This is a genomic window from Ruegeria sp. BHSC276, from assembly GCF_059612945.1.
In genome coordinates this window covers 486,699-512,704 of record NZ_JBXWRP010000001.1, presented here as the reverse complement: position 1 = coordinate 512,704, position 26,006 = coordinate 486,699, and the positions used below count along the sequence as shown (strand labels likewise).

Annotated in this window: 25 protein-coding genes; 9 read left to right on the top strand and 16 right to left on the bottom strand. The window is 62.8% G+C overall.

Annotated features, from left to right (window positions below):
- The first annotated feature begins 41 nt into the window (after nt 1-41).
- Entirely contained in the window at nt 42-773 is a 732-nt protein-coding gene (locus tag AC2FMD_RS02525; protein WP_496794618.1) for a hypothetical protein, read from the top strand.
- Here the strand turns inward: AC2FMD_RS02525 and AC2FMD_RS02520 are convergent.
- Nucleotides 761-4,189 (bottom strand): indolepyruvate ferredoxin oxidoreductase family protein, encoded by a 3,429-nt coding sequence (locus AC2FMD_RS02520; RefSeq protein WP_496794617.1) that lies wholly within the window; start codon nt 4,187-4,189, stop codon nt 761-763. The two genes, AC2FMD_RS02525 and AC2FMD_RS02520, sit on opposite strands and share 13 nt — an antisense overlap.
- A 139-nt stretch (nt 4,190-4,328) precedes the next feature.
- On the opposite strand from AC2FMD_RS02520, the gene AC2FMD_RS02515 reads away from it, so the two are divergent.
- Nucleotides 4,329-4,790 carry an Lrp/AsnC family transcriptional regulator gene (locus AC2FMD_RS02515; RefSeq protein WP_496682521.1) on the top strand — a complete coding sequence of 154 codons (462 nt, stop codon included), beginning with the start codon at nt 4,329-4,331 and terminating at the stop codon, nt 4,788-4,790.
- On the opposite strand, the gene AC2FMD_RS02510 is transcribed toward AC2FMD_RS02515, so the two are convergent.
- Nucleotides 4,791-5,183, bottom strand: coding sequence for a DUF3307 domain-containing protein (locus AC2FMD_RS02510; protein ID WP_496682524.1), 393 nt, complete (start codon nt 5,181-5,183; stop codon nt 4,791-4,793).
- Nucleotides 5,184-5,308: 125 nt separating this feature from the next.
- On the opposite strand from AC2FMD_RS02510, the gene AC2FMD_RS02505 reads away from it, so the two are divergent.
- Nucleotides 5,309-8,395, top strand: coding sequence for a cyclic nucleotide-binding domain-containing protein (locus AC2FMD_RS02505; protein WP_496794616.1), 3,087 nt, complete (start codon nt 5,309-5,311; stop codon nt 8,393-8,395).
- Nucleotides 8,396-8,401: 6 nt separating this feature from the next.
- On the opposite strand, the gene AC2FMD_RS02500 is transcribed toward AC2FMD_RS02505, so the two are convergent.
- The 9 genes from AC2FMD_RS02500 to AC2FMD_RS02460 all read right to left on the bottom strand — a co-directional run bounded on the left by AC2FMD_RS02500 (nt 8,402) and on the right by AC2FMD_RS02460 (nt 16,634).
- Nucleotides 8,402-8,689 (bottom strand): ArsR/SmtB family transcription factor, encoded by a 288-nt coding sequence (locus AC2FMD_RS02500; RefSeq protein ID WP_496743102.1) that lies wholly within the window; start codon nt 8,687-8,689, stop codon nt 8,402-8,404.
- Between the two features lie 115 nt (nt 8,690-8,804).
- Entirely contained in the window at nt 8,805-10,037 is a 1,233-nt protein-coding gene (locus AC2FMD_RS02495; RefSeq protein ID WP_496682528.1) for a mandelate racemase/muconate lactonizing enzyme family protein, read from the bottom strand.
- A gap of 31 nt (nt 10,038-10,068) precedes the next feature.
- Entirely contained in the window at nt 10,069-11,163 is a 1,095-nt protein-coding gene (locus tag AC2FMD_RS02490; RefSeq protein WP_496682530.1) for a Zn-dependent alcohol dehydrogenase, read from the bottom strand.
- An 80-nt stretch (nt 11,164-11,243) separates the two neighbouring features.
- The gene (locus AC2FMD_RS02485; RefSeq protein WP_496711821.1) at nt 11,244-12,443 is read right to left on the bottom strand and encodes a TCR/Tet family MFS transporter; all 1,200 of its coding nucleotides are present in this window, start codon (nt 12,441-12,443) and stop codon (nt 11,244-11,246) included.
- A 117-nt stretch (nt 12,444-12,560) separates the two neighbouring features.
- Entirely contained in the window at nt 12,561-13,274 is a 714-nt protein-coding gene (locus AC2FMD_RS02480) for an alpha/beta fold hydrolase (RefSeq protein WP_496743104.1), read from the bottom strand.
- A gap of 13 nt (nt 13,275-13,287) precedes the next feature.
- The gene (gene pcaD, locus AC2FMD_RS02475) at nt 13,288-14,076 is read right to left on the bottom strand and encodes a 3-oxoadipate enol-lactonase (protein ID WP_496743105.1); all 789 of its coding nucleotides are present in this window, start codon (nt 14,074-14,076) and stop codon (nt 13,288-13,290) included.
- Nucleotides 14,077-14,149: 73 nt separating this feature from the next.
- Nucleotides 14,150-15,124 (bottom strand): threonine ammonia-lyase, encoded by a 975-nt coding sequence (locus AC2FMD_RS02470; protein ID WP_496711819.1) that lies wholly within the window; start codon nt 15,122-15,124, stop codon nt 14,150-14,152.
- Complete coding sequence (locus tag AC2FMD_RS02465) at nt 15,121-15,948, bottom strand: alpha/beta fold hydrolase (protein ID WP_496743106.1); 828 nt, start codon at nt 15,946-15,948, stop codon at nt 15,121-15,123. The genes AC2FMD_RS02470 and AC2FMD_RS02465 overlap by 4 nt, the downstream gene beginning before the upstream one ends.
- Nucleotides 15,948-16,634, bottom strand: a complete 687-nt coding sequence (locus tag AC2FMD_RS02460; protein ID WP_496682540.1) for a haloacid dehalogenase type II — start codon at nt 16,632-16,634, stop codon at nt 15,948-15,950. Before AC2FMD_RS02460 ends, AC2FMD_RS02465 begins: the two co-directional genes overlap by 1 nt.
- A 128-nt stretch (nt 16,635-16,762) precedes the next feature.
- Here AC2FMD_RS02460 and AC2FMD_RS02455 point away from each other — a divergent pair, with 128 nt between their 5' ends.
- The gene (locus AC2FMD_RS02455) at nt 16,763-17,191 is read left to right on the top strand and encodes an FKBP-type peptidyl-prolyl cis-trans isomerase (RefSeq protein WP_496794615.1); all 429 of its coding nucleotides are present in this window, start codon (nt 16,763-16,765) and stop codon (nt 17,189-17,191) included.
- 11 nt (nt 17,192-17,202) lie between these two features.
- On the opposite strand, the gene AC2FMD_RS02450 is transcribed toward AC2FMD_RS02455, so the two are convergent.
- Genes AC2FMD_RS02450 through fabA form a run of 4 tightly spaced genes read right to left on the bottom strand, consistent with a single transcriptional unit; the run spans nt 17,203 to nt 20,041 of the window.
- The gene (locus tag AC2FMD_RS02450) at nt 17,203-17,397 is read right to left on the bottom strand and encodes a hypothetical protein (RefSeq protein ID WP_496686888.1); all 195 of its coding nucleotides are present in this window, start codon (nt 17,395-17,397) and stop codon (nt 17,203-17,205) included.
- A gap of 59 nt (nt 17,398-17,456) precedes the next feature.
- The gene (locus AC2FMD_RS02445) at nt 17,457-18,248 is read right to left on the bottom strand and encodes an enoyl-ACP reductase FabI (protein ID WP_005978083.1); all 792 of its coding nucleotides are present in this window, start codon (nt 18,246-18,248) and stop codon (nt 17,457-17,459) included.
- A 5-nt stretch (nt 18,249-18,253) separates the two neighbouring features.
- Nucleotides 18,254-19,483 carry a beta-ketoacyl-ACP synthase I gene (gene fabB / locus AC2FMD_RS02440; protein ID WP_496686890.1) on the bottom strand — a complete coding sequence of 410 codons (1,230 nt, stop codon included), beginning with the start codon at nt 19,481-19,483 and terminating at the stop codon, nt 18,254-18,256.
- Nucleotides 19,484-19,531: 48 nt separating this feature from the next.
- Nucleotides 19,532-20,041: a bifunctional 3-hydroxydecanoyl-ACP dehydratase/trans-2-decenoyl-ACP isomerase gene (gene fabA, locus AC2FMD_RS02435; protein ID WP_149775635.1), complete on the bottom strand. Its 510-nt coding sequence runs from the start codon at nt 20,039-20,041 to the stop codon at nt 19,532-19,534.
- A gap of 187 nt (nt 20,042-20,228) precedes the next feature.
- Between fabA and irrA the strand changes: the two genes are divergently transcribed.
- Nucleotides 20,229-20,648 carry an iron response transcriptional regulator IrrA gene (irrA, locus tag AC2FMD_RS02430; protein WP_490360294.1) on the top strand — a complete coding sequence of 140 codons (420 nt, stop codon included), beginning with the start codon at nt 20,229-20,231 and terminating at the stop codon, nt 20,646-20,648.
- Between the two features lie 111 nt (nt 20,649-20,759).
- Nucleotides 20,760-21,557, top strand: a complete 798-nt coding sequence (locus tag AC2FMD_RS02425; RefSeq protein ID WP_496743108.1) for a phytanoyl-CoA dioxygenase family protein — start codon at nt 20,760-20,762, stop codon at nt 21,555-21,557.
- A gap of 10 nt (nt 21,558-21,567) precedes the next feature.
- Here the strand turns inward: AC2FMD_RS02425 and AC2FMD_RS02420 are convergent, their stop codons facing one another.
- Nucleotides 21,568-22,431 carry a hypothetical protein gene (locus AC2FMD_RS02420; protein WP_496743109.1) on the bottom strand — a complete coding sequence of 288 codons (864 nt, stop codon included), beginning with the start codon at nt 22,429-22,431 and terminating at the stop codon, nt 21,568-21,570.
- Between the two features lie 122 nt (nt 22,432-22,553).
- Here AC2FMD_RS02420 and miaB point away from each other — a divergent pair, with 122 nt between their 5' ends.
- The 3 genes from miaB to AC2FMD_RS02405 all read left to right on the top strand — a co-directional run bounded on the left by miaB (nt 22,554) and on the right by AC2FMD_RS02405 (nt 25,975).
- Nucleotides 22,554-23,873: a tRNA (N6-isopentenyl adenosine(37)-C2)-methylthiotransferase MiaB gene (miaB, locus tag AC2FMD_RS02415; protein WP_496711316.1), complete on the top strand. Its 1,320-nt coding sequence runs from the start codon at nt 22,554-22,556 to the stop codon at nt 23,871-23,873.
- 274 nt (nt 23,874-24,147) lie between these two features.
- On the top strand, nt 24,148-24,813 hold the full coding sequence (locus AC2FMD_RS02410; protein WP_496794614.1) for an outer membrane protein: 666 nt from the start codon (nt 24,148-24,150) through the stop codon (nt 24,811-24,813).
- A gap of 139 nt (nt 24,814-24,952) precedes the next feature.
- Entirely contained in the window at nt 24,953-25,975 is a 1,023-nt protein-coding gene (locus tag AC2FMD_RS02405; RefSeq protein ID WP_496682556.1) for a PhoH family protein, read from the top strand.
- Nucleotides 25,976-26,006: the final 31 nt, after the last annotated feature.

Genomic DNA, 26,006 nt, shown 5'->3' with positions numbered 1-26,006 from the left:
ATGCGCTAGCTCTCGGGAAACACTGAGAGAGGGCGTGTTCGATGGCGGAGAATGACACCAGAGTTCTTATCTTGGGAAGTGCGCCCGCAGCACTGGCGGCGCGGGATTGGGCGCGCGGGGCGTTCACTCATATCGTGGCCATCAACAACGCCTGGCGCATCCGCGAAGATTGGGATTTCCTGATCCATCCCGAGGATTTTCCGGCCGAGAACCGCCCCGACTGTCTGACAGCGACGCAGCGCATCGTGACGGCGCAGGATTATGTCCCGATCCAGAACGCGTATGGCGGCTTCGTCTATGCCGGTGGCACCATGGCCTTTACCGCCGGGTACTGGGCGCTGGGCGATCTCAAACCATCGGTACTGGCCTACTTTGGCTGCGACATGGTCTATCCGCGCTCGGGCAATACCCATTTCTACGGCCAGGGAACGGCCGATCCCTTGCGCGCCGACGTCACCTTGCGCTCGCTCGAGGCGAAATCGGCACGGCTGGCGCTGCTGGCGGCGCGTCAGGATTGCTATGTGGTGCGGTTGTCCTCCGGACCCAGCCGGCTGGTCTATCCATCCGTTTCGCATACAGAAGTGATCCCCGAGGCCCTGCCGAGCACCGAACACGTCGATGCTCTGCTGCAGGCCGAGTGTGAGGTCGGTTACGTGGTGCCATCCGGCCGGTATTGGGAGGTCGAAGACCGGTTCGATCCAGCCGTTGTCGACCGGCTGGATGCGGCTTGGCTCGCGGCTTACAAGGCCTCGGTGCTGGATCAGGCGGCCTGAGCGCGCGGCGCGCGCAACAAGTCTTCGACCTTTCGTCTGGCAGTCTCGGCCGCTTGTATCCGAACCGGGCCATAACCGCGGATCTCGTCAGCGCAGGCCAGGATGCTTTGCCACGTTTCGGCATCCCGATCGCCGTACTCGGCCACAAAGCGGTCCAACAGCCCCTGATACCAATTCAGCAGATCGCGGTGGAGGCGCGCTTCGGCGTGATAGCCAAACGGATTGAGAGCTGTTCCGCGCAGCGCCCGCATCTTTGACAGGCCCCGCAGAACCGGCTGCATCCAAGGTCCGAACGCCTTTTTCAGCGGTCGGCCCCGTGCGTCCGTTTTGCGGCTCAGCAGGGGCGGAGCCATGTGAAAGCGGACCGCAAAATCGCCCTCGAACTGGTTGGCTAGGTCCTGGGCGAAATGGTCCGAAGTCATCAGCCGCGCGACTTCGAACTCATCCTTGTAGGCCATGAAGCGGAACAGGTTGCGGGCGACGCTACGCAACAGGGTCTCGTCAGCCTGCGGCAGCGCCGAGCGGAGGGCGGCGATACGATCGGCATAGGCCTGCGCGTATTTTGCATTTTGATACTCGGTCAGGTAGGCAGTGCGGCGCGCAATTATCTGATCCAGTGTTTCGTCCGAACCAACGTCGTCGGAAGGCAGCGCCAGAACGTCCGAACGAACCGCCATGTTGCGCCCGATTGCAAAAGCCAGACGGTTCTTCTCGACAGCGACACCGTTCAGCAGGATCGCCTGACCCAGCGCGACATGCGATACCGGCACAAGACCGTGCTGCCACGCAAAACCCAGCATGATCACATTGGCAAACACGGCATCACCCAGCAGGTTTTCCGCCACCGCGTTGGCGTCGAAACCGAACAGGTTTTCCGCCCCAACCACGTTCTGAATTGCCTGTTCACGGGCTTTTACCTGCAACTGAGCGTCGCGGCGCAGAACGATATCGCCGGTCGGCATTTCCGCCCGGTTCAGGACCACGCGCGTACCCTTGCGGTAATGCGCCGAGGCTTTGGGGGCCGAACTGACGACGACGTCGCAACCAATCACCGCATCGGCCGCGCCCTGATCAATGCGGACCTGGTTCAGCGCGTTTGGAGTGTCTCCCAAACGGATATAGCTGAGAACGGTTCCGAATTTCTGAGCAAAGCCTGTGAAATCCAGGACCGAGGCGCCTTTCCCCTCGAGATGGGCCGCCATCGTGATCAGCGCACCAACTGTCACCACGCCTGTGCCGCCCACGCCGGTGACCAGCAGCTCGAACGGTTTGTCCAGGCGGGGCAGGGTAGGGTCGGGGAGCCCGTCCTCGAGTTTTGCCAGATCCAGCTTTGCCATGCGTTTGCGGCGTTCGCCGCCTTCGATGGTCACGAAGCTGGGGCAGAATCCGTTGAGACACGAGAAGTCCTTGTTGCACGAGCTCAAATTGATCTTGCGCTTGCGGCCGAGCGGGGTTTCGCGCGGCTCGACGCTCAGGCAGTTGGATTCGACCGAGCAGTCGCCACAGCCTTCGCAGACCAGGTCGTTGATCCAGACGAACCGCTGGGGGTCCTCCATCGTGCCGCGCTTGCGGCGGCGGCGCTTTTCGGTGGCGCAGGTCTGTTCGTAGATCAGGACGGTGACGCCCGGCGTCTCGCGTAGTTCGCGTTGCAGCGTGTCCAGTTCTGCCCGGTCGTGGAACGTGGTTTCCGACGGGAAATCCGCGTGGTGGAACTTCGAGATGTCGTCAGACACGATAGCGATCCGCTCGACGCCCTCGGCGCGGCAGGTCTGGGCGATGCCGGCCACGCTGACCGGCCCGTCCACCGGCTGACCACCGGTCATGGCCACGGCGTCGTTGTAGAGGATCTTGTAGGTGATGTTGGTCCCGGCCGCGACCGCCTGCCGGATCGCCAGCGAGCCCGAGTGATACCAGGTGCCCTCACCGAGGTTTTGGAAGATGTGCTTGCCGCCGTTGAACTTGGACGCCACCACATGCGGCACACCTTCGCCGCCCATCTGGGCATAGCCGACGGTGTGGCGATCCATCCACGAGGCCATGACGTGGCAGCCGATGCCGCTGGCCGCCATCGAGCCCTCGGGCACCTTGGTCGAGGTGTTGTGCGGACAGCCCGAGCAGAAATAGGGCGTGCGGGTCGCGCCGGGCACGTTGATCAGTTGCGGCGGCCGTTCGGTCAGCGCCTTGGCTTTGGCGGGCAGGCCTTCTTCGGGGAAGAACTTGTCCAGCCGGGCCGCCACGATCGGGACCAGCATCAGCGGGTTCAACTCGCCCGTCCAGGGGATCAGCGGTTCGCCGTGGCTGTCGTATTTGCCCACCATCTTGTGCGGCTTGTCGCCCGGCCAGTCATAGAAATATTCCTTGAACTGGCTTTCGATGATGCCGCGCTTTTCTTCGACGACCAGCACCTCGGCCTTGCCCTTCACGAAGCGCAGCGCGTTGCGCCGCGCCAGCGGCCAGACCATGCCGACCTTGTAGATGTCGATGCCCAGACGGCGGCAGGCGGTCTCGTCCAGTCCCAGCAGGCGCAAGGCCTCCATCAGGTCCAAATGCGCCTTGCCAGTGGTGACAAAGCCGAACTTGGCGTTGTCGATGTCATAGACGCGCCGGTCGATCGGGTTGGCCTCGGCAAAGGCGCGCACGGCGCGCAGCTTATGCTGGATGCGGGTCTCGATCTCGGGGGAGGGCAGGTCAGCCGAGCGCACATGCAACCCGCCGGGGGGCAGGTCGATCTCGGGCAGGATGAACTGTCGGTCGGGGTGCAGCTCGACCGAACGGGCGCTTTCGACGGTTTCCGAAATCGCCTTGAACCCGACCCAAGTGCCGGAGTACCGCGACAGAGCAAAGCCGTATTCGCCGAATTCCAGATACTCCTCGACCGAGGCCGGGTTCAGCGTGGGCATGAACCATGCCATGAAGGCCACGTCGGACTGGTGTGGCATGGATGAGCTGACGCAGCCATGGTCGTCGCCGGCCACGACCAGCACGCCGCCCTTGGGGGCCGAGCCATAGGCGTTGCCGTGTTTCAATGCGTCGCCTGAGCGGTCGACGCCTGGCCCCTTGCCGTACCACATCGAGAAGATGCCTTCGAATTCGCACTGCGGGTCCAGGGTCGCCTGCTGCGCGCCCAGAACGGCGGTTGCGCCCAGATCTTCGTTCACGGCGGGCATGAAGGTGATGTTGTCGGATTTCAGCCGTTCGCGCGCGCGCCACAGTTCCAGATCCAGCCCGCCCAAGGGCGAGCCGCGATAGCCCGAGACGAACCCGCCCGTGTTCAGCCCGGCATCGCGGTCGCGCCGTGCCTGATCCATCAGGATGCGTGCCAGCGCCTGCGTGCCGGTCAGGAATACCCGGCCGGTGGTCTGTTCATAGCGGTCTGCAAGTTGATAGGTCCGAAGTGCGCTGTCGTGGTGGCTCATGGCTGGGGTCCGCGCGTAGTTTTGAACCCGAGAATTCTGGACCGATCTGTGTGAAAAATCGTTCCAATTTCTCCGAGAAAATAGGTATTATCCGAAAAATTTGTTCACAAATATGCGATTTTTGAAATAATCTGGGCGCATGTTGGAGCTGGACGACAGAGATCGCCGCATCCTGGCGCTTTTGCAGAAGAACAGTCGCATGTCGAATGCCGATCTGGCGGATGCAGTGGGCATGTCGGCTTCGGCCCTTTGGCGGCGCGTGCGCGCGCTGGAAGAGGCCGGTGTCATCGAACGCTATGGCGCGGTCGTGAACCCGGCCGCGATGGGGTTGGCGTTCGAGGCGATCGTGCATGTGCATCTGACCCGCCACGACCCGGACCGGATCGTGGAATTCATCCGCGCGATCGAGACATGCAAAGAAGTGCAGGAGTGCTATTCCACCACCGGCCAGGCCGATTACCACCTGCGGGTCCTGTGCCGGGATCTGGCTGCCTACAATGAGTTTCTCGAGAATTTCTTGTTTCGATTGCCGGCAGTTGCCAGCGCGCAGACGAATGTCGTCCTGCGCCCGGTCAAGCGCAACCGGCCGGTCGAGCTGTGATCATCTGGGCACGAACTCGACCCATGCCCAGGCCATACCGACATAGGTCAGGTTGTGTAAAAACTGATCCAGCCCCGCCGCGCGCCAATACGCCGCCTGGTTCGGTTGCAACTGCTTTTTGTCGGAATAGCTGGCCTTGGCGAAATCGATGTTGAAGTGGATGATCCACTCCAGCGCCACGATCATCAGAATGAAGGACAATGGGGCGCCGAAGATCACGAATACGATGACCGAGCCGATGACATGCACCAGCGCATGCTGGGCGCGCCCAGCATGGAGATATACCCCGCGCCCCGACAACATCTTGGGGGTCTGGAGATAGAAGTCGGCAAACATGTGCTTGACTTGAAGCAACGCAACCAAAAGCAGCACTGTGCCCAGTGTGGCAGGCAAATGAACCCTCCCGATATCATCCCCAGCACAGATTAGGTGCAAATTCCCGCGTTCGCAAATGAACTAGTTCACACAAGCCGAATTAGTTTCCCGCCACCTGAATCCGTTTGCGTCGCCGATTGCGAATGCTGTACCGTCGGCCTGCTTTGTTCATTCGAACGTTGCCAGTTTTGAGATTTGGTTCATCAGCAGGGGCAGGCGCCATAGAACGTTCGATTTTCGGGTTTATCTGGAAGTACTCAAAACGCGATCAGCTGATCCTGTTGGCCGTGACGGCGACCCTTTTCCCACTGCTGTATCTGACGCTGGAACTGCCCAAGCGTATCATCAACGATGCGATCGGCGCCTCGAGCGAGGTGGTCGATGTCTGGGGCTTTGCCCTGGAACAAACGACATTCCTAATCATTCTTTGTTTTGCGTTTTTGGCCGCCGTCCTGGCGCATGGCTTGATGAAAATGCGCATCAACACCATGAAGGGCGTTCTGAGCGAGCGCATGCTGCGTCGGTTCCGCTATCAGCTGATCCGGCGGGCGGTGCGGTTCCCGCAGCCCTATTTCGAACGGGTCAGCCAAGGCGAGCTGGTTTCGATGATCACCGCCGAAAGCGAGCCGATGGGCGGCCTGATGGGCGACGCGATCAGCCAGCCGGTTCTGCAGGCCGGGCAGATGCTGACCATCCTGTCCTTCCTGTTCCTGCAAAGCGTCTGGTTCGGCCTGGCCGCTGTGGCGCTGATACCAGTGCAGGCCTGGCTGATTCCGCGGCTGCAACGGCAGATCAACCTGCTCAACAAGCGTCGCATTCAAGAGGTCCGCGTTCTGGCCGCCCAGATCGGCGAAAACGCGGCCGGCGCGGCCACCCTGCGCCAGAACGGCGGATGGCGCTATCGTCTGGCGTTGATCTCGGCGCAGCTGGGCCGATTGTTCGGCATCCGGTTCGAGATCTACCAGAAGAAATTCTTCATGAAGTTCATCAACAACTTCATCACCCAATTGACGCCGTTCATGTTCTACCTGGTGGGCGGTCTGTTGGTGCTGCAGGGGTCGGTGTCATTGGGGGCGCTGGTGGCCGCCCTGGCCGCGTACAAGGATCTCAGCTCGCCCTGGAAGGAACTGTTGACCTACTACAACCAGACCCAGGACATGTCGCTGCGGTGGGAGGTGGTGATCGAACGCTTTGCCCCCCAAGGAATGTTGGATGAAAGGCTGTTCGAGGGCACGCCCGAGGACGTTCCGCACCTGAAGGGCGACATCGTGCTGGATCAGGTGACGGTGCGCGATCTGGACGGGAACCAGATTCTGGACGATCTGAACCTGACCTTCGGTGCCGGCCGGACCATCGGCATCGCCGCCCCCAGCGAGGAAGACCGCCGCGCGCTAGCCGATCTGCTCACGCGCGAGATCCTGCCCGGATCGGGCAAGGTCGAGGTCGCCGGGCAGGATCTGTCGGGCCTGCATCAGGCGGTGATCGCCGCCCGGATCGGGCATGCGACCTCGCGCCCGGTGATGTTTCAGGGAACCATCGGCGACAACGTGATGATACCGCTGCGGCAGCGCCCGTTGACCCCACCGCCCGACGATCCGGACTTTCAGGAAACGCTGCGCGCTGGCAACAGCCCCGATCCGCTCGACGCCGAATGGCTCGAACCGTTGCTGGCCGGGTTTGAAACCACCCAGGACCTGCGGGACTGGTGGCTGCAGCTGATCGAGGGGATGGGTTCGGGACCGACCCTGTTTCAGCGCGGGGCCGAGCAGGTGTTCGATCAGGACCTGCACCCCGAACTGGCCGCCCGATTGATCGAACTGCGGCCGGTGGTGCAGGATGCCATTCGGACGGCCGGTCTTGAACAGCAGGCGCTGCTGTTTGACCGTGCGTCCTACAATCCGGCGCTGCCTGTGGCCGAAAATCTGTTGTTTGCGGTTCCGCGCGTTCCGGTGACCCAGCAGTTGCTGGCGCGGCAGACCGTTTTTCTAGGTCAGTTGCGAGAGCTGGGGCTGGACGAGACGCTGGTGGCGTTGACGCGCGACGTGATCGAAATGTTGCGGCAGATCTTCGGGCTGGATGGAACCGACCACCCGCTGTTCCGGAAACTGGGGCTCGAGGCCGCAACCTACGAGGCGGCGGTCGAACTGGTCGAGCGGACGCGCGAGACCGGGGCTGCCGGGCTGGATGACGAGCAACTGGCCAGCTTGCTGGCGGTGCCGTTCGTGATCTCGGCCGAGCAGATCGGGCCGGCCTTTTCCGACGAGTTGAAGAACCGCATTCTGGAATTGCGCCACAGCCATTCGAACAAGCTGATGGAGCGGCTGAACGACGTATTCGCGCCGCTGGATCCCAACCAATTCGCCCCGGGCCTGACGGTGTTGGAGAACGCGCTGTTCGGCAAGGTCAGCCAGATCGGCGGCGCCCGCTCGGACGAGGTGCGCAAACTGGTCGCCGATGTGCTGGCCGAGAACGGCGCGCGCCCGATGGTGATCGAACTGATCTACGACATCCCGGTCGCGCTGGGCGGGCAGAACCTGCCGGCGGCCCTGTCCGAGCCGCTGGCCTTCACCCGCGCCACGATCAAGAAGCCCGACATTCTGATCCTGGAAAACGCGCTTGCCAGCTATGGCATGGAAACTCAGATCGCGGTGTTCCGGAACCTGCGGGCGCTGCTGCCCGACACCACGATCATCTATCTGAACGATCAGTTCCAGACTCCGGGCGTGTTCGACATGTATGTCGAAATCCGGCAAGGTCGGGTCGTGTCAGATCAAATCGCATCCGAATCCGAAGGCGAAGGCGCAGCCTCGGCCGATCTGGTCCGCAAGCTGCGCGCACTTGAACAGACGCCGTTGTTTTCGGGGTTGGACCGGCGGCAGTTGCGCCTGCTGGCCTTCGGGGCGCAATGGTATCGCGCCAGCGCCGGAGAGGTCGTTTTCCTGAAAGACGATCAGCCCACCGACGGGGCCTATATGATCATCGAGGGCGAGGCGGGATTGTACCTGCCGCAAGAGAGCGGCCCCGACCAATTGGTGACCCGCGTCGGGCCGGGCACCCTGGTCGGCGAATTGGGGCTGATCCGCAAGGAGCCCCGCGCGCTGAGCATGGTGGCCGAAACCGATTTGACCTGTCTGCGCATCGGCGAAGAAGAGTTCCTGGCCGTGGTCGAAAACGACGCGGCGACGGCGTTCAAGTTGATGCAGGTGATCGCGGGGTATGTCTCGCGCTGATCCGGGTCAGCTTTGCGGCTGGCAGTACAGCGAATACAGCAGATCGATGACCTGCGCCGTGTTCCCGTCCGCAAGCGAATAAAAGACCGCCTTGCCCTCGCGTCTGGTCGAAACCAGCCCTTCAGCCCGCAGCCGCGCCAACATCTGGCTGACTGCGGCCTGGCGCAGATTCAGCAGTTTCTCCAGCTCTCCCACCGACTTTTCGCCGGCGCTCAGGTGGCACAGGATCATCAGCCGCCCTTCATGGGCGAGGGTCTTGAGGAACGCGGCGGCTTGGGTCGCGCTTGCGGCCATGTCCAACGTTGGTTTGGCGGGCTGAAATGTTCGGTCAGTGTCTGGACGGGTCAAGATACACCTTGCAGCGCTGAAGATCGGGCCGGGCCTGTATGCACCAAGCCGCCCGGCCTTGTCACCCCTCGGTGGCAGGGGCGCCGCCTTGGAAGGCATTGCCGTTGACATAATCGCAGGGGTCTTCCTGCATCTGCAGGTGCAGACCGTCGCCGGAATAGGGATGGGCGCGGGCCAGATCCTCATCGACCTCAATACCCAGACCAGGGGCCAAAGGCGGTTCGACAAAGCCGTTCTCGACCCGGATCGAGCCCTTAATCAGCCGGTCATGAAACGGCGTTTCGATGGTCTCCAACAGCAGCAGGTTCGGGATCGAGGCCGCGAGATGGATGTTTGCGGCCCATTCCACCGGCCCGGCATAGAGATGCGGCGCCATCTGCGCGTTGAAGACCTCGGCCATGGCGGCGACCTTCTTCATCTCCCAGATGCCACCAGCCCGCCCCAAAGCGGGTTGCAGGATCTCGGCCGCACCGGAGCGCAGGACCGCGCCAAATTCGGCCTTGGTGGTCATCCGCTCGCCTGTGGCCACGGGAATGCGGACATTGCGCGCGACGCGGGCCATGTCCTCGATCATGTCCGGGGGGGTGGGCTCTTCGAACCACAGCGGCGAGTAAGGTTCGATTGCCTGCCCAAGGCGGATGGCGCCCGCGGTGTTGAACTGGCCATGGGTGCCGAACAGCAGGTCGGCCTTGTCGCCCACGGCCTGGCGGATCGCCTTGCAGAAGGCCACCGACATCGAGATGTCGGACATGGCCGGCATATGCCCGCCGCGCATCGTGTACGGACCGGCCGGGTCGAACTTGACCGCGGTGAAGCCGCGCCGGACCATTTCGGCGGCGCTTTCCCCGGCCTGTTCGGGCGAGGTCCAGAAATCGGTCAGATTGTGCTGCGGCAGCGGGTACAGATAGGTGTAGGCGCGGATGCGATCGTTCATCCGGCCGCCGATCAGAGCGTATACCGGGCGGTCCCGGTCCTTGCCCAGAATGTCCCAACACGCGATTTCCAGCCCCGAGAATGCCCCCATCACAGTCAGGTCGGGGCGCTGGGTGAAGCCGCTGGAATAGGCGCGGCGGAACATCAGCTCGATATTCTCGGGGTTTTCGCCGGCCATGTGGCGGTCGAACACGTCACGGATGACGTGTTTCATCGCCTCGGGGCCGACCGAGGAGGCATAACATTCTCCCCAGCCCGTGATGCCGGTGTCGGTGGTGACCTTCACCAGAATCCAATAGCGCCCGCCCCAGCCCGGCGCGGGCGGAGCGGTCACGATGATGTCGAGATCCTGTAGTTTCATCCGGTCTCCTCCCGCCGGTGGTCCGGGGCCGTCAGCCCCGGTCAAATACGATGACGTTGCGCTTGGCCGACCCGGTCTTGGTGTCCTCGATGGCCTCGTTGATCTGTTCCAGCGTCCAGCGACCCGAGATCAGCTCGTCCAGCTTCAGCCGCCCCTGTTCATACAGATCGATCATCCACGGAATGTCGCGTTGGATCACCACGTCGCCCATCTTCGACCCGACCATGCCCTGACCCAGTGCTGCCAGAATGACCGGCTCATAGCTGGATTGCGCGCCGGAATGCGGCATGCCGATCATCACCGCCTTGCCACCACGACCCAAATAGCGAGGCGCCTGATCATAGGCGGGGATGGCCCCAACGGTGATCAGAACCGCATCGGCCCCCCGACCGCCCAGGGCTTTGTACGCCGCTTTCCACGGTTCTTTCAGCGTGGCCAGAACCCCGTGCGTGGCGCCGAACTCCTTGGCGATCTCGAGCTTTTCTTCGGTCATGTCGACGGCCACGATCCGCCGGGCCCCGGCCAGCCGCGCGCCCTGGATGGCGTTCAGGCCCACCCCGCCCGCGCCGATGACCACGACATCCTGACCCGGGCGCAACTGCGCGGCGTTGACCGCCGCCCCCACGCCGGTGATCACCCCGCAGGACAGCAGGCTGGCCACGTCCTTGGGCATCGCGTCGGGGATCTTTACAATCTGGCGATGGCTGACCACGACTTTTTCGGCAAAGGCACCACAGGCCATCGCCTGTTCCAGCGCCCCACCGTTCGCCGTGCGCAGCGGCCCGTTGACCGTGTCATAGGGCGTTTCGCAGATCACCGGCTTGCCGCTGGCGCAGGACGGGCAGGACCCGCAAGCGCGGATCAGGGTCACCACGACCGAATCGCCAACCTTGAATCCGCCGCTGGCTTCTCCGACGGCCGAGACCACACCAGCGGCCTCGTGCCCGTAGACGGCGGGCAGAAACCCGCCCCACGCGCCGCTGGCATAGGTGATGTCGGAGTGGCAGATTGCCACCGCATCCAGCGTGACCTCGACCTCGCCCATGCCGGGCGGCGCGATCTGGATGTCTTCGATGACAAGCGGTTGGTTGAAGGCGCGGCATACGGCGGCTTTGATGGTCTGCATGGATCCCTCTTTTGGTTTGGGTCACGGTGGCGTTTGAAACCGTGGGCTGCAAGACGGAAAACGTCATTCCCATGTCGTTGTTACATATCGGAAGCCCGGACCCGTAAAAACAACGCGAAGCCCGCCAGCATCAGGCCCATCGCCAGCAGGAAAGGCGCCCCCGGCAGATAGATCGCGGCATCGGGCCGGGCGAACTGCGCAAACACTGCCGTCATGACCAGTGGGGAAAGGATCATGGACAAGGCGTGCAGGGCGGCCAGCACACCTTGCAACTCGCCCTGTTGCGAATCCGGCGTGGCGCGCGACATCTGCGCCTGCAGCGCCGGGGTGACCATCGCGCCCAAGGCGGTGATCGGGATCAGCATCAGGGCGATGGTGCCATTGGTCAGAAAGCCCAACAGCAGAAAGCTGACGATCTCGAACACCATGCCCAGCAGGATCGTTCTGCGCTCGCCCAGATGCCGGGTGGCCGGGCGGATCAGCCCGCCCTGAACGGCAGCCATGCCCAGCCCGTAAACGGCCAGAGACAGCCCGATCATCTGGGTCGACCAGCCGAACCGCTCGACCGTGAAATAAGACCAGATGGCCGGGTAGACATAGATCGACACCGAATACAGGAAATAGACCCACAGCAGCGGCCTGATACCGGGCAGGCCGGCAATCGCGCGCAGGGCGCTGTCGGGCCGGGCGCGCCGCCACTGGAACGGGCGGCGGTTTCTGTCGGTCACCGTTTCCGGCATGACCAGAAATCCAAGGCAGAAATTCAGCACCGACAGCCCCGCGGCGGCCCAGAAAGGTGCGCGTGTGCCATATTCGCCCAGCAGCCCGCCCATCAACGGCCCCAGCACGAATCCGACCCCGAATGCCGCGCCCAAAAGCCCGAAATTGGCTGCCTTGTCATGGGGTTTCGACACGTCGGCGATAAAAGCCGCGGCGGTGGAATGCGTGGCCGCCGTGATGCCGCCCAGAAGGCGCCCGGCCAGCAGCAGCCAAATGCTGCCCGCAATCGCCATCACGACATAGTCCAGCGCCATCATCAGCAGCGACACCAGCAGAACGACCCGGCGCCCATAGGCATCGGACAGATTTCCCAGAACCGGCCCGAACAGGAATTGCATGGCCGCGAAGGCGGTGCTGAGAATGCCGCCCCAGATAGCGGCCGAGGCCAGAGACCCGCCCTGCACCTCGACGATCAGCTGCGGCATGATCGGCATGATCAAACCGATGCCCATTGCATCGATCATCACGGTTCCGAACGCAAAAAGAAAAGGAAGCCGCATGCCTGTGCCAACTGTTATTTTTCGGGCCGAGCCTAGCGAGGCCATGCCGGTCTATGAACCCGCTCGGGGTGGTTTGCGGCGGCAAACGGCTTGTGACGTGCGGTCACTTCCCAACCGCTAGAGCCGGGCGGCCAATCCGCTCAGTTGCTGTGCAAGATGTCCGGGTTGCGAAAAGAAGGGCGAGTGCGAACTGTCGATGGATAGGCGCAGATCCGGTGGTGCGATCTGGCTCATGTCCTCTTGGTATTCCGGGGGAATGGTCCGATCGTCTGTGGCGCGGATATAGGCCTTGGGAACGCGGGCAAAACCGCCGCTCAGGTCCAAAGGCGTGTCCTGGGGGCGGATGGCCTGGGGGCACAACCGCGCAAGGGCATAGCGCACCGTTTCAGGCGCGCAGTCATGATAGAACAGGCCCTCCACCCGTTCCGGCAGGACGGTGTAGGATAGGCCGTCGGCCGATTTTTCAACCGCATCCGCAATGAGTTGTCGCGGAGACTGCCGGCGCATGTCGATCATCGAAAGGCCGGGCCGGGGCACGTAGGCACACAGGTATATCAGCGCCCGCATCCGGTCGGGCGCATGGTCGGCCGCGGCACTGATCGGATAGCCGCCCCAGGAATGCCCGACCAGGATGGTGTCGGGAGTGGACGCCGCAAGTATCGCGTCACGGCAATCGTCAAGGGTGACGGCCGACACCGGCGTCGGGTCCGCGCCGTGGCTGGGCAGGTCGATAGCGCGCGCGCTGTGCCCCAGCGATCTGAGTTTGGGGATCAGGTCGCGCCAGCACCAGGCGCCATGGCACGACCCGTGGATCAACAGAAAATTCGCCACCGGTTCCTCCTTCTCAGACGTGCCCGGTTTCGGCCAGAAAATCCGACAGCAGCGCCGCGTAGTCGCCGGGCCGTTCGACGCAGGGCAGGTGTCCGGCCTTGCGGATCAACTCGAACCGCGAGCCGGGGATCAGATCGACCGTTTCGCGCACAAGGTCCGGGGGTGTTGATCCATCCTCGGACCCGGCGATGCCCAGCGTCGGCAGGCGCAATCCGCTGGTCGGCGTGAAGAAATCGGTTCCCGATATCGCGGCGCTGCAGCCCAGGTACCCTTCCAACGGCTGCCGCAGCATCATGTTGCGCCACAGGTGGACGTCCGGCGAGGACCGGAACGCCTTGGAAAACCATCGCTCCATCGTCGCGTCGGCCAGGGCTTCGATCCCGCCTCTGCGCGCAGCCGCGATCCGGTCGGCCCATATCGCCGGAGTGCCAATCTTGGCTGCCGTGTTCGACAGCACCATCGCCCTGATCTGGTCCAGTCGTTTCACGGCCAGACCCTGTGCAATCATACCACCGATGGACAGTCCGACAAAGACACAGTCGCGGACCTGAAGGTGATCCAGCAATCGCTCGGCATCGCGCACCAAAGCGCCCATCGAATAGGGGCCGGGCGGCTGCGAAGACAATCCATGCCCGCGCTTGTCATAGCGGATGATGCGCAGACCGTCGGGCAGCAACGGCAGGATCGGGTCCCACAGGCGCATATCGGTCCCCAGCGAGTTTGCAAAGACGACGGGTGCCCCGTCAGGGGTTCCGTCCTCGCGATAGTGCAGCTTGACCTCTCCGAAATCCGCGATGTGCATCTGGGCGACCTTTTTCTTCTATTGGGTTTCTGCAGCGTTTGCCGCACCTTATGGCATCTGTCCCGACCGCTTGTCAGGTCAGGAATTCCAATGCCCCGGCAAAGACCTGCGGATCGACATTCCCGCCCGAGGCCACGACGATCACCGCATCGCCCGCGATCTCGTCCTTTCGGAACAGCGCCGCCGCCAGCGAAACCGCACCGCCGGGTTCCAGCACGATCTTCAGGCGCAGAAAGGCCTGGGCCATCGCCTGCAGCGCCTCGGCCTCGGAGACCGCCAGACCGGGCTCGCACAGGCGGTTGAGGATGGGAAAGGTGATCTCTCCGGGTTGCGGCGTCAGGATCGCGTCGCAGATATTGCCGGAGGTGGCCGCATTCGCCTGGATGCTGCCTGCGGCCAGCGAGCGTTTCACATCGTCGAACCCCTCGGGCTCGCAGGGGCGGGCGCGCAGGCCGGGCGCGTGGCGGTCCAGCGCCAAGGCGACGCCGGCAGTCAGCCCCCCGCCGCCGCAGCATACCAGAACATCGGCAGTCTCGACACCCAGATCGCGGGCTTGCTGCGCCAGTTCCAGGCCGACGGTGCCTTGCCCGGCGATCACCTGCGGTTCGTCATAGGGGCGGATCAGGGTCAGGCCACGTTCGGCCGCCAGCGCCTCGCCGATATCCTCGCGGCTTTCGGAGGCGCGGTCATACAGCACGACCTCGGCCCCCAGAGCGCGGGTGTTCTCGATCTTCAGCCGGGGCGCGTCTGCGGGCATCACGATGATCGACCTGGTGCCATGCAGCGTTGCGGCATGGGCTACCCCTTGCGCATGATTGCCCGAGGAATAGGCAATAACTCCGCGTTTGCGGGCCGCGTCGTCCAGCACGGAAATGGCCGACCAGGCCCCGCGGAACTTGAAGCTGCCAGTGTGCTGCAGGCATTCTGGTTTCACCAGCACCCGGCGCCCCGCGATCTGGTCCAGAAAGGGCGAGGTCAACAGCGGCGTTTTGCGCACATGGCCAGCCAGACGGTCGGCGGCGGCTTCGATCAGGTCAATGGTGCTCATGCCAGTTCCAATGTCTTGCGGATGATGTCGAGGGATTGTGGCTCGTCCAAAAACGGGACATGGCCGCGATCGGGCACGTCGCCCGTGATCAGGCCGGGATGGCGCGCGCGCATGGCATCGACCGTGTCGCGGCTTAGAAGGTCCGAGTTGGCGCCGCGGATCACGCCTGTTGGCACGGCGCGCAAGGCATCGAACAGGGGCCACAGGTCCGGGGTTTCGCCGGCTTCGATCTGTTCCATCAAGGCGGTGCGCAGGGCCGGGTCATAGCGCAGGGCCAGTCCGTCGTCGGTTTCTTCGTATTGGAACGCGGCCTGTTTGCGCCAGACCGCAAGCGGAATGTCGGGGAATTGCGGCTCCATCATCTGTTTCAAGGCCGCTGCCGCCTGATCAAGCGTTTTCGACACCGGTTTGCGGCCCACATAGTCGATGATCCGGGCGATGCCCTGCGGCTCGATCACCGGGCCGACATCGTTGAGAATCACGGCGGCCAGACGGTCGGGATGGGTGGTTGCCAGCGTCATGGCGATCAGCCCGCCGCGCGAGGTACCCAGGATGCTGGCCCGGTCCAGGGCCAGATGGTCCATCAACGCGATTACGTCCTGCGCCTCGTGCGCGACGGTATAGTTGCGGTAGTCGGGGTCGTGGGCCGATTGCCCCCGGCCGCGATAATCCAGCGCGATCATGCGCAGATCGGCGACATGCGGTGCCAGGAACGAGAAATCGAGACTGTTGCGGGTCAGCCCGGCCAGGCACAGAAGCGGCTGCCCCTTGCCGGTGTCCGCGTAGTAAAGGTTCAGTCCATCGGTGGTCGTGAAACGCGGCATCACAGGCCCGCCAGTTCGGGGATGCGCGTTAGATCGGACAGCACATGGGCGGGTGTCCAAGGCAGCCGGTCCATCGGCTCACCCGCTCGGTTCACCCAGGTCGTGACGAAGCCGTATCCGCTGGCGCCGGCCGCGTCCCAGCCGTTCGAGCTGACGAACAGCACTTCGGACCGGTCGCAACCGAACCGGGCGGGAACAAGATCATAGACCTTGGCATGGGGTTTGAACACGCCGACGCTTTCGACCGACAGTACATCGTCCAGCAACGCGCCGATGCCCGCCGACCTGACGGCGGCGTCAAGCATCGGTGGCGAGCCGTTCGACAGGATCGCGGTCTGCAGACCGCCGGATTTCAAGGCCTTCAGCATCGCGGGTACTTCGGGATAGGCCTGAAGCTCCCAATACAGATCCAGCAGACGCTGGCGCAGGTTTGGGTCGCCCTGAAGGCCGGTCGCGTCGAGCGCCCAGTCAAGCCCGTCCTGCGTAACGTCCCAGAAATCGGCATGGGCGTCGGCCACGGCGCGCAGCCATGTGTATTGCAACTGCTTCAGGCGCCAGTGATTGGCAAGCTCGGGCCATTTGGCCTGCAACGCTTCAAAGCCAGGCTCGGCTGCCGCCTGCCGCGCCGCGGCGGTCACGTCGAACAGGGTGCCATATGCGTCGAAAACGCAGGTCGTGATTGCCATGTGATCCTCCGCCGTGATTGCGCGCAGGTTTGCACAACTGCCCCAGTGGGAAAAGCGCAAAAGGGTTTACAACGGCGCGGCAGGCTCTAGGTTGGGCGGCTCTTTCTACTTCAAGGCCGGAGGCCACCATGACCGCAATCAAACAAGGCGACACCGTTCGCATTCACTACACCGGCACTTTGCAGGACGGCAAAGTCTTCGACAGCTCGGAAGGGCGCGAGCCGCTGGAATTCGCGGTCGGATCCGGCCAGATCATTCCAGGGCTGGATTCGGCCCTGCCGGGGATGGAAGTCGGCGACAAGAAACGGGTCGAAGTGGCGTGCGAAGACGCCTATGGCCTGGTGAATCCTGCGATGCGTCAGGACATCCCGCGCGAAGGCATTCCGGCCGACATTCCGCTGGACCCCGGCACCCAGTTGCAGATGCAGACCCCGGACGGGCAAGCCTTGCCGGTCACCGTGGTCGAGGCCACCGACACCACTGTTACGCTGGATGCCAACCATCCGCTGGCCGGGCAGGATCTGACCTTTGATATCGAGGTCGTTTCGGTCAACTGACCGGTCCGGGCCTATAGCCCGGGCACCAGATCCAACAACGACCCAACCGCGGACCGCAGCTGCGGTTGGGTATAGAACACCCACAAGATCAACAGTGTCGTGAGGGTCAGCAGCAGTTTGCGCGCACGCTCGCTGAGGAACCTTTCCTTTCGACGGGCCTGTTGCGCGCGCGGGCTGCTGGCGATTATTCGGTCAAGTTTGCTCATGTGCCGAAACCTGCCGCCGAAAATTGGTCAAATCTTGGCGGCGACAGGGAAAGATCGAGTCACATGAAATCGGGCTGAGGCATGCCCAGAACGTGGAACCCGCCATCGACCCGGATGATTTCACCGCTCGTGCAGGCGCCGGCATCCGAAGCCAGATAAACGGCGGTGCCGCCCACCGCTTCGAGCGTGGCGTTCGAGCGCAGCGGCGCGTTCTGGTCGCAGAACTTGTATGTCTTGCGCGCACCGCCGATGGCCGCACCTGCCAGCGTCTTCATCGGGCCCGGCGAAATCGCGTTGACCCGGATGCCGTCGGGCCCCAGGTCGTTGGCCAGATAGCGGGTCGCCGATTCCAGCGCCGCCTTGGCCACGCCCATCACGTTGTAGTTCGGAACCACGCGGTTCGACCCCTGATAGGTCAGGGTCAGCAGGGTGCCGCCATTGTCCTTCATCATCGGATAGGCGCGACGCGCGACTTCGATGAAGGAATAGGCCGACACATCCAGCGAGTGCTTGAAGTTGGCCCGCGTCGTGTTCAGAAACCGGCCGGTCAGTTCGGTCTTGTCCGAATATGCGATTGCGTGGACCAGAAAGTCGATCGTCGGCCAGCGCGCGGACAATTCGCCAAAGGCCCGGTCCAGCGAGGCGTCGTCGGTCACGTCGGCATCGACCATGAAGTCGCTGCCCAAGCTTTGCGCCAGCGGCTCGAGCCGCTTGCCGAAGGCCTCGCCCTGATAGGTGAAGGCCAGCTCGGCCCCGGCCTCGTGCATGGCCTTGGCGATGCCCCAGGCGATCGAGCGGTCATTGGCTACGCCCATGATCAGACCGCGTTTTCCCTTCAGACAGTTTGACATCTCGATCACCCGTTATACTTGGACAGAACCATGGAGCCATTTGTGCCGCCAAAGCCGAAGCTGTTGGTCATGACACTATCCAAGCCTGCGTTTTCAACCACTTGCGTGGCAATTTCGCCGGGCTGAATGCCTTCGGCCAATGTGTCGACGTTGATCGACGGTGCAATGAAATCATGTTCGAGCATGAGCAGGCAGAAGATCGCCTCGAGCGCGCCCGCCGCGCCCTGCGCATGGCCGGTCATCGACTTGGTCGAAGAAATCGGCGGCACGCTGCCCTCGCCGAAAATGCGGCGCACAGCCTCGACCTCGCCCACGTCTCCGACCGGGGTCGAGGTACCGTGCGCGTTGATATAAGAGACCTTCCGGCCCTCGGGCAGGGTCTGCAGCGCCAGGCGCATGGCCCGCTCGCCACCTTCGCCCGACGGGGCGACCATGTCATGGCCGTCGGACGTCGCGGCAAAGCCGGTCACCTCGGCATAAATCTTGGCGCCCCGCGCCAGCGCATGGTCCAGATCTTCCAGCACGACGATGCCCCCGCCGCCGGAAATGACAAAGCCGTCACGGTCCTGATCGAACGCGCGCGAGGCTTTCTCGGGCGCGTCGTTGTACTTGGACGACATCGCGCCCATCGCGTCGAACAGGCACGATAGGGTCCAGTCCAGTTCCTCGCCGCCGCCGGCGAACATCACGTCCTGCTTGCCCATCATGATTTGCTCGGCCGCATTGCCGATGCAGTGCAGCGAGGTCGAGCAGGCCGAGGTGATCGAATAGTTGATGCCCTTGATCTTGAAGGCGGTGGCCAGGTTGGCCGAAATGGTCGAGCACATGCACTTTGGAACGGCAAACGGGCCGATCCGCTTGGTCGCGCCGGTTTTCAGAACGGTCTGATGCGCCGTCAGCATGGCGCTGGTCGACGGCCCGCCCGAACCCGCCACCAGGCCGGTGCGCGGGTTCACGACCTGATCTTCGGTCAGGCCGGCATCGGCGATCGCCTGGCTCATCGCGATATGCGCATAGGCGGCGCCGGGGCCCATGAACCGCAGTGCGCGTTTGTCCACGTGCTCGGCCACGTCGATCTTGAGTGAACCGGCCACCTGGCTGCGAAAGCCGTGTTCGACCATCTGTTCGTTGGCCTCGATGCCGGATTTACCTGCCTTGAGCGAGGCCAGAACCTCTTCGGCATTGTTCCCAATGGAGGAAACGACCCCCAATCCGGTTACGACGACGCGACGCATAAGCGTACTCCTGTATTCCGTTCTGTGCTTGTTGCCGATCAGCTGAGGTCAGCTTTCTGACAATGCAACCTTCATGTCCTTGACCTGATAGATGACTTCGCCATCCGCCTCGACCCGGCCATCTGCCACTCCCATGGTCAGACGGCGGGTTTGCACGGCCTTGGTGAAATCGACGTAATAGGTCAGCATCTTGCGGTCGGGGCGCACCATGCCGGTCAGCTTGACTTCGCCCACACCCAGCGCATAGCCACGACCCTGCCAGCCCCGCCAGCCCAGGTTGAACCCGGTCAGCTGCCACAGGCCATCCAGGCCCAGGCAGCCGGGCATGATCGGATTGCCGGGGAAGTGGCATTCAAAGAACCACAAGTCCGGGGTGATGTCGAACTCGGCAACCACATGGCCCTTGCCGTGCGCGCCCCCGTCGGCCGAGATCTCGGTGATCCGGTCCATCATCAGCATCGGCGGCGCGGGCAGCTGGGCGTTGCCGGGGCCGAACAATTCGCCGCGGGCGCATTTCAGCAGATCATCCTTGTCAAAGCTGCTAGGGAATTGGGCCATTCTGCCGCGTCTCCTGCCTGGGGTCTGTTGGTTCAATCTGGCCTCGTCTAGCACCCGTTTGCAAGGTCCTGCAAGAGCAGCCGAACACATCGGGCGGATGGGGCCGATCGGATTGCGAATGAATTTCAATTGAAATTGCCGGCGGACGGCACTTATATATTGGATCAGACAATCGGATTGCGAATTCATGACGGATCAAAGCCGGGACATTGCGACGAACTGGTTGGTGCACGCCGGGCTGCGCCCGACGCGTCAACGGGTTGCCTTGGCCGAACTGCTTGTCGGAGACGGGCGGCACCGCCATGTCACCGCCGAAAGCCTGTTCGAGTCGGCCAAAAAGAGAGGTGATGCCGTTTCGCTGGCCACCGTCTACAACACGCTGCGCGCCTTTTGCGATGCGGGTGTACTGCAAGAGATCACGGTGGACGGGTCCAGAAGCTATTTCGACACCAACACCCATGACCACCCCCATTTCTTCTGGGAAGACGAGGGCCGGCTGAGTGATGCGCCCTCGGATCAGCTGGTGATCCAGCGTCTGCCCCAGGCGCCCGACGGGGTCGAGATCGCATCCGTCGATGTGGTCATCCGCCTGCGCAAGAAGGCCTGACAGGCGCGGCCTTTTCCCCCTTGGTGTCTGCGGCATTTCACGTCGGAACTTCCGGTTGAACTTAGTCGTCGATCGTGCACAGATCGCCGGGCACGTCAGTCGGAGTTCATCATGCCACACCCCCTTGTCACTCCACAGATGATCGATGCCTTTCAGAAGGACGGCGTGGTTCTTGTCAAAGGCCTGTTCGCTGATCACGTTCAATCCCTGCGTGACGGGGTGGCCCTGAACATGGAACAGCCCGGCCCCTATGCCTCGGAAAACAGGAAAAAGGGCGAGACGGGCCGGTTCTTCGACGATTACTGCAACTGGTCGCGCATTCAGCAATTTCAGGAGGTCATCCAGTCTTCGCCTCTGGCCGAGGTCGCCGCCGACCTGATGCAGTCCGAAACCGTGCAGATGTTCCACGACCATGTGCTGGTAAAAGAGCCGGGCACCTCGATGGCCACGCCGTGGCATCAGGATGGGCCCTACTATTTCGTCGAGGGGCGGCAGACGATCAGTTTCTGGTCGCCGCTGGATACGGTGCGCGAGGCCACGCTGCGGTGCGTCGCCGGCTCGCATCTGTGGGAAAAAGAGGTTCTGCCGACGCGCTGGGTCTCGGAGGAGGGGTTCTTTCCCGACGAAGGCCAGTACATCCCGGTGCCCGACCCCGAGGCCGAAGGGATGCGGATCGTCGAATTCGAGATGGAGCCGGGCGACGCGGTCGCCTTTCATTTCCGCACCCTGCACGGCGCCCGGGGCAACCGCTCGGACCGGCGTCGGCGGGCGTTTTCGGTGCGTCTGGTGGGTGACGACGCGCGCTATGTCGAGCGTCCGGGGCGGACCTCGCCGCCTTTTCCGGGTCATGACATGCGGCCGGGTCAGCGTCTGCGCGAGGACTGGTTTCCGATACTGCTGAGGCGCTGAAGGCGCGGCTTCAGAACCACTGGCCCGGCTCGATCAGGCCCAGTTCGAGCAGTTGGTTGGAATTCCACTGGAACGGAACCGAGTTGGGCCAGCGAAAGCTGGTGATCGGGCCGCCAGGCCCGGACGTGCTGCACAGCGCCTTGGCCGCGCGGAACGAACAGATGGCCGCGGTCAGGTTGTGGTGCCAGGGGCAGGCATACGTGTTGTACTCGGGCTCGTTGAAGCTGTGGTCTGGCAGAAGCGTCAACCCTTTGCGGGTCTTGAACAGGCCGATGCGGTCGATGCGTCGCCGTTCGTAGGGGATGCGGTCCTCGAACCGCCAGCGCAGCCCGCCCGACATGTCCAGTTGGCGTTCCAGCGGGGTGCCATCCCGGTCGTGCCGGCTGTGGGCGTAGTATCCGGTGCTATCCAGCATGGCGTGATCGGGGGCGACCCCGTTCGGATGTGCGGTCAGGTCGTCGGCATAGATGTCGATGACATGGCACAGCATCGCATCTCTGCGTTCTTCGGCGTGAAAGGTCAGCATTTCGCCAATCGATCGCGTCTCGCAGAAGGGAAAGACCAGGTATTCCGAGTTGTAGCAGTAATACATCCAGATCGACGGCGCCGCGCGGATGATGCGGTTGATGGCGTCAAAGACCGCCTCGCGCGGGGTGCAGCGCATGGACACCCGGTGGACGCGCTGGGTAAGGTCGGGCGCCATCGCGAAATCCGGCGGCATGAAAGCGATCACCGATTTGAATCCGAGGTCGAGGTGATGGCGCAGCGTGCCGTCGATTTCCACGTCGTCCTCGGCAAAGATCAGGGCCACCGGCCCCTTGGACAGGGCCGCCCGCCCGGATCTGAGGAAATCATCGAGAGAATCGTGCTGCATCGCCTGTTTGCTGCCTGCCTCGCTGGAATTCTCGGTCAAATTCGGGTAATTGCGCCGGCATTGCAAGCGGCGTTCGATGCGTATAGACGACGCCGGTCCAGCGAACGTAGAAGGCCCAGCCCATGTCCGAACCGAAAAAGCTGTATATCAAGACCTATGGCTGTCAGATGAACGTCTATGACAGCGAACGCATGTCCGAGGCGCTGGGCGGGCAGGGCTATGTGGAAACGCAGTCGCCCGAAGATGCGGACATGATCCTGCTGAACACCTGCCACATCCGCGAAAAGGCGGCCGAGAAGGTGTATTCCGAACTGGGCCGCTTCAAGGGGTTGAAGGCCGAAAAACCCGATCTGAAGATCGGCGTGGCGGGCTGTGTGGCGCAGGCCGAGGGCGAAGAGATCATGCGCCGGCAGCCGCTGGTCGATCTGGTTGTCGGACCGCAGAGCTATCACCGCCTGCCCGAACTGGAAGCCAAGGCGCGTGCGGGCGAAAAGGCGCTGGATACCGATTTCCCCGAAGAGGACAAGTTCGAGAAGCTCAAGAACCGTCCAAAGGCCAAGCGCGGCCCGACGGCCTTCCTGACCGTGCAGGAAGGCTGTGACAAGTTCTGCGCCTTCTGCGTTGTGCCCTATACCCGAGGGGCCGAGGTCAGCCGTCCGGCCGACCGCATCCTGCGTGAGGCGCAGGACCTGGTAGAGCGCGGCGTGCGCGAGATCACGCTGCTGGGCCAGAACGTCAACGCTTATCACGGGGCCGGTCCCGATGGCGACATGACCCTGGCCGGGCTGATCTGGGAGTTGAACAAGATCGACGGGCTGGAACGCATCCGGTTCACCACTTCGCACCCCAACGACATGACCGACGATCTGATCGAGGCGCACGGCACCTGCGAAAAGCTGATGCCCTATCTGCACCTGCCGGTGCAGTCGGGGTCGGACAAGATCCTCAAGCGGATGAACCGCAGCCACACCGCCGAAAGCTATCTGCGTCTGATCGAGCGGATTCGGGAAGCGCGCCCCGATATCCTGATGTCGGGCGATTTCATCGTGGGCTTCCCGGAAGAAACCGAAGAGGATTTTCAGGCCACGTTGGATCTGGTCGAGCAGGTTCGCTATGGCTATGCGTATTCGTTCAAGTATTCGACCCGGCCGGGCACGCCCGCAGCCGAGCGCCCGCAGGTCGATCCGCAGGAGGCGGATGAGCGCCTGCAGCGTCTGCAGGCCCTGATCACGCGGCATCAGCGCGAGGTTCAGGACGCCATGGTCGGTCGCACCGTGAACGTCCTGTTCGAGAAACCCGGCCGGCTGCCGGGGCAGATGGTTGGGAAATCCGAGTACCTGCACGCGGTGCATGTCAGCGGAGCTGAGCTGTCCGCCGGCGATCTCCGGCCAGTCCGGATCACGGCGTCGGGGGCGAACTCGCTTGCGGGGGAGCTGCTCTGATTCGCTTTGGATGGTTGTCGCGCCCCACGAATTGACGCGCAGTCTCCAAATTTACCCTTGATTTAGTGTTTGCTCCTATGGTCCGAGGGGCCCAGTCGAGTTTTGGGCTGGCATGGCCCGGTTTGGGATCAGGCGCTCTCGGATGGTGTCCGTCACGGGGCGAAGGAGGTGACGAGTGAAACGAGTATGGGGTGCGCACGCGCGACAGGTGCGGATGACTCTTGCAGGCGCGGCAGTGGCGGCAATGGCTGGAACATCGACAACGGCGAGTGACTTGGGTGGAAATGTTCGCGATCCTCAGGTGGTCGGGCCTCAGCGGTACGCGGATGATGTCAGCGCCTTCTATGTCGGGATCACCGGGGCCTATGGGTCTGGTGGTTCCGATCGGTTCGGTCTGACCACGCCCATCCGCACCTTCCCCATCGGAGAACTGGATCTGAAAGGGTACTATGGCGGGGTCCGCGGCGGTTGGCGCGGTGTCGTTCCCGCCACGGGGGGCCGAGATTATGTCTACGGTTTCGAATTGGGGTACGACTGGTCCGGTCTGGACGATGACGTGGTGACCGATATTGCGGGCACGGTGGTTCGCGGCGGCTCTGAAATCAACAACGTGATGTCTGTTCGTTTCAAGAACGGCCTGACCAATCCCAATGGTACTGTGCTTTACTTCCTTACGCTTGGGCTGGTCTATGGCGATATCACCACCACAAATAGCATCACCAGCGGTGGGACCACACAATCATTCGACAACGACGACAGCCGCAACGGTTTCACGGCCAGCATCGGGGCCGAACACCAGTTGGGCAACAACTGGTCCATCACCGGTGAGTTCGAGTATGTTCAATTCCAGTCGGAAGTCATCGATTTCGGTTCGGGTTTCTCGACGAAATCCACACCCAGCTACAAAGGGCTGAGGTTTGGTTTGAACTATCGGTTCTGAAACCGCGTTGGGCATTGTGCCCGCGCACTCGGTATTGGCGGATTTGTTCACACCCAAGCAAATTCCTGAAACTGTGGCTTGCGCCCACCGATCCTTGTTGTCTACGCTTGGGATGACAACGCCAAGACAGGAGAACGGATTGGCCATCGGTGCCCTGACCCCACCGCAAAACGAAATGCCCCACGGCGAGGCGTTTCTGGAATTTCCCGACAACCGGCTGTTGATTGACCTTTGCGGTGAATATGACCGCAACCTGGCCGACATCGAAAGCAAGTTGACTGTTCAGATCGTCCGCCGCGGCAATCAGTTGGTTGTGATGGGCGACGAGGAGGCGCAGAAACAGGCGATTGAGGTTCTGCAGGCCCTGTACGCCCGGTTGGAAGGTGGCCGCGATGTCGCAGCCGCCGATGTGGATCGCGAATTGCGGATGGGCAACTCCGAGGCCGGCACCGGCTCACGTGATGGCGATCAGCTCGAGATGTTCAAGGGCGGACCGGTCGAAATCAAGACCCGCAAGAAGCTGGTCGAACCCCGGACCGACGCGCAGAAGGCCTATGTTCAGTCCCTGTTCCAAAACGAGCTTGCCTTTGGCATCGGGCCGGCCGGGACGGGCAAGACCTATCTGGCCGTGGCGGTCGGTGTTTCGATGTTCATCGGCGGGCATGTGGACCGGATCATCCTCAGCCGCCCGGCCGTCGAGGCGGGCGAAAAGCTGGGCTATCTGCCGGGCGACATGAAGGACAAGGTCGATCCCTACATGCAGCCGCTTTATGATGCGCTGAACGACTTTCTGCCGGGCAAGCAACTGGCCAAGTTGATCGAAGAAAAGCGGATCGAAATCGCGCCGCTGGCCTTCATGCGCGGGCGGACCCTTTCGAATGCCTTCGTCGTTCTGGACGAGGCGCAGAATGCCACGACCATGCAGATGAAGATGTTCCTGACCCGCTTGGGCGAAGGCAGCCGGATGGTCATCACGGGGGATCGGTCGCAGGTCGATCTGCCGCGGGGCGTCGCTTCGGGGCTTGCCGATGCGGAACGGTTGCTGAAAACGATCCCGAACATCGGTTTCAACTACTTCACATCCAAGGACGTCGTGCGCCACCCGCTTGTCGCCGCGATCATCGAGGCGTATGAGGCCGATTCAGGCCGGGAGGCCGGCTGAAATCCGACAGCCCGTCGGCCGTGGAGCAGTG